This window comes from Mycobacterium sp. (genome assembly GCF_049280035.1).
GTDB lineage: Bacteria > Actinomycetota > Actinomycetes > Mycobacteriales > Mycobacteriaceae > Mycobacterium.
Genome location: NZ_JBAPPI010000081.1, coordinates 1 through 2742, shown reverse-complemented (window position 1 = coordinate 2742; position 2742 = coordinate 1). Strand labels below are relative to the sequence as shown.

The following is a 2742-nucleotide window of genomic DNA, read 5'->3' as shown; positions in this document are numbered from 1 at the left end:
TTCAGCGCGGCCACCACCGCCATCCCGCACGAGCCGCCGACCAGCATGGCCTCCTCGCGGGCCAGCCTTCTGGTCATGTTGAACGAATCGGAGTCGGACACCGCGATGATCTCGTCGGGCACGCCGCGGTCGTAGGCCGCCGGCCAGAAGTCCTCGCCTACCCCTTCGACGAGATACGGCCGGCCGCTGCCGCCGGAGTACACCGAACCTTCCGGGTCGGCGCCGATGATGCGTACCGGCCCTCCTGGTCGTCCGCCGGACACCTCTTTGAGGTAGCGACCGGCGCCGGTGATCGTGCCGCCGGTCCCGATACCGGCGACGAAATGGGTGACCTGGCCGTCGGTGTCGGCCCAGATCTCCGGCCCGGTGGTCTCGTAGTGGCTTGCGGGGCCCTGCGGGTTGGAGTACTGGTCGGGCTTCCAGGCGCCGTCGATTTCCGTCACCAGCCGGTCGGAGACGCTGTAGTAGCTGTCCGGATGGTCGGGCGGTACCGCCGTCGGGCATACCACCACTTCAGCGCCGTAGGCGCGCAACACGTTCTGCTTGTCCTCGCTGACCTTGTCGGGGCAGACGAACACACACCGATAGCCGCGGTACTGGGCCACCAAGGCCAAGCCGACGCCGGTGTTTCCGGAAGTGGGTTCGACGATGGTGCCGCCCGGTTTCAGCTGGCCACTGGCCTCGGCGGCGTCGATCATCTTCACCGCGATGCGGTCCTTGCTGCTCAAGCCCGGGTTGAGGTATTCGACCTTGGCGACCACCCTGCCGGACCCCGGCGGCACGACTGAGTTCAGCTGAACTAATGGCGTATTCCCGATGAGTTCACTGATGTGTCGCGCGATCCGCATGCGTTCATCGTCTCAGGTGCTGCGACGCCGTGCGCGAGCACGCCCGGCGACGATGCGGGCCGGGTACCGGGCTGAGGAGAAGCCGGGCAATCGAACTAGCCAGTGGCTTCCCGGATGTACTCGCCGATCTGCCGCAGCGAGCGCGTCGCTTCGGGCACCACCGGTGCAGCGAGCTGGAAGTCGTGTATCTGGCCGGGCCAGACCCGAACCTCGGTCGGGACCCCTGCCGCCGCCAGCCGGCCGGCGGCCACCCGAGCGTCGTGCAGTAACACCTCGGATCCCGACACGTGGATCAACGTCTGCGGCAGCCCCGGCTCGACATGGTCGAGCGGCTCGTAGACTTGCTCGGGCTTTCCGTTGACGATGTGCTTGCCTGCGGCCTCGGCAACCAGCGCGATCAACGCATCAAATGCCTTCGACGGGAACATCGCATCGGTTTTGATGTTGGGATGCGCCTGCTTGGGCTCTTTGGCCAGCTGCAGTAACGGCGAAATCGCCACCAGCGCAGCCGGTCCCTCGTGGACCTGCTGAAGCCGTTGCGCCAGTGCCAAAGCCAGGTAGCCACCGGCGGAGTCGCCGGCCAACACGATTTGCTCGGGCTGGTATCCACGCAGCCGCAGCCAGCGGTAGGCATCGTGGCAGTCGTCCAGCGCCATGCCGACCGAATGCTTCGGAATCAGCCGGTAATTGACCACCAGGACTGGGGAGTCGGCGTATTTCGACAACGCGTTGACGACCCTGCTGTGCGAGTTGACCCCACACGTCAAAAACGCGCCGCCGTGCAGATAGAGCACCACCCGTCGCTTGCCGTCGGCCGGCAGTACGCCGGGCGCACGAACCAGCTGAGCCGTAGCGTGCGGCAATTCCACTGTCGCGCGGATAGTTCCAGGCGCAGGAAGCAAAACCCGTGCAGCGAAGTCGATGAGGCCGAACGGCCACGGCAACTGCGGAATGTGGCTGCCCACGGCCAAAACCGGCCGGATCGTCAGACGGCATGCCAGCGCCGCGATCATTGCGGGGAGGCTGGGGCCGCTTTCGACGACCTCGACGGGTACGCCGTCGCTAACGGGAAGTCTGCGGGCGCGCACCGCGCCTAGAGCGCGGATGCTCGCTGGCGGGATGCCGGGTACCTCGGTCGGTGCACTCATGCTCACACTTCCTACGTCGTTGTAGTCAGTCGACGAAGTAGGCGGAGCATCGGGTTCAACTGCTAGCCAACGGGCGTCCCCGACCTAGCACTCAGCCAACCTCGCAAACTTAGCTTGACACTTCTCGAAATTTCAACAATCAAAGAGTCGGATTCGATACCAGAACTGATCCGTCCCGTAATCGTGTCGACCCTCGGCTCCCGAGAACACCGGCCGCCGGGGACATAAACTGATCACGTGGTACTCCGCGCGCCGCGAGGCTCGATGGTTGCGCTGGCCGCAGCAGGTGCGCTGGCGTCGACCGGCACTGCCTATTTGGGCGCACGCAACCTGCTGATCGGCCAAGCCCAGAAAGCGCGCAGCGTCATCCCGAAATCCTGGGACGTCCCGCCGCGGGCTGACGGCGTCTATGTCCAGGGTGGCGGTCCGGTGCAGCGCTGGGAACGCGGGACGCCCGTCGACCTGCACCTGATGATCTTCGGCGACTCGACGGCAACCGGGTACGGCTGTCGCAGCGCGGAAGAAGTTCCCGGTGTGCTGATCGCGCGCGGACTCGCGGACCACAGCGGTAAACGCATCCGGTTGAGCACCAAAGCCATTGTCGGCGCCACCTCGAAGGGCTTGTCCGGCCAGGTGGACGCCATGTTCGTGGCAGGTCCGCCGCCGGACGCCGCGGTGATCTTGGTCGGCGCCAACGACGTCACGGCGCTCAACGGCATCGGTGCATCGGCGCGCCGGCTCGGCGC

The 2742-nt window shown here is 66.0% G+C and carries 3 protein-coding genes; 1 reads left to right on the top strand and 2 read right to left on the bottom strand.

All coding sequences use genetic code 11. From position 1 onward, the window contains the following. Together WAN71_RS02715 and WAN71_RS02710 are read right to left on the bottom strand one after the other, a co-directional pair. On the bottom strand, nt 1–848 hold an 848-nt coding region (locus WAN71_RS02715; RefSeq protein WP_422223852.1), incomplete at its 3' end, for a pyridoxal-phosphate dependent enzyme. Nucleotides 849–943: 95 nt separating this feature from the next. After that, nucleotides 944–1996 carry an alpha/beta hydrolase gene (locus WAN71_RS02710; RefSeq protein WP_422223851.1) on the bottom strand — a complete coding sequence of 351 codons (1053 nt, stop codon included), beginning with the start codon at nt 1994–1996 and terminating at the stop codon, nt 944–946. A 264-nt stretch (nt 1997–2260) separates the two neighbouring features. Between WAN71_RS02710 and WAN71_RS02705 the strand changes: the two genes are divergently transcribed. Further along, nucleotides 2261–2742 (top strand): GDSL-type esterase/lipase family protein (locus WAN71_RS02705; protein ID WP_422223853.1); only part of this gene is annotated, 482 nt, incomplete at its 3' end.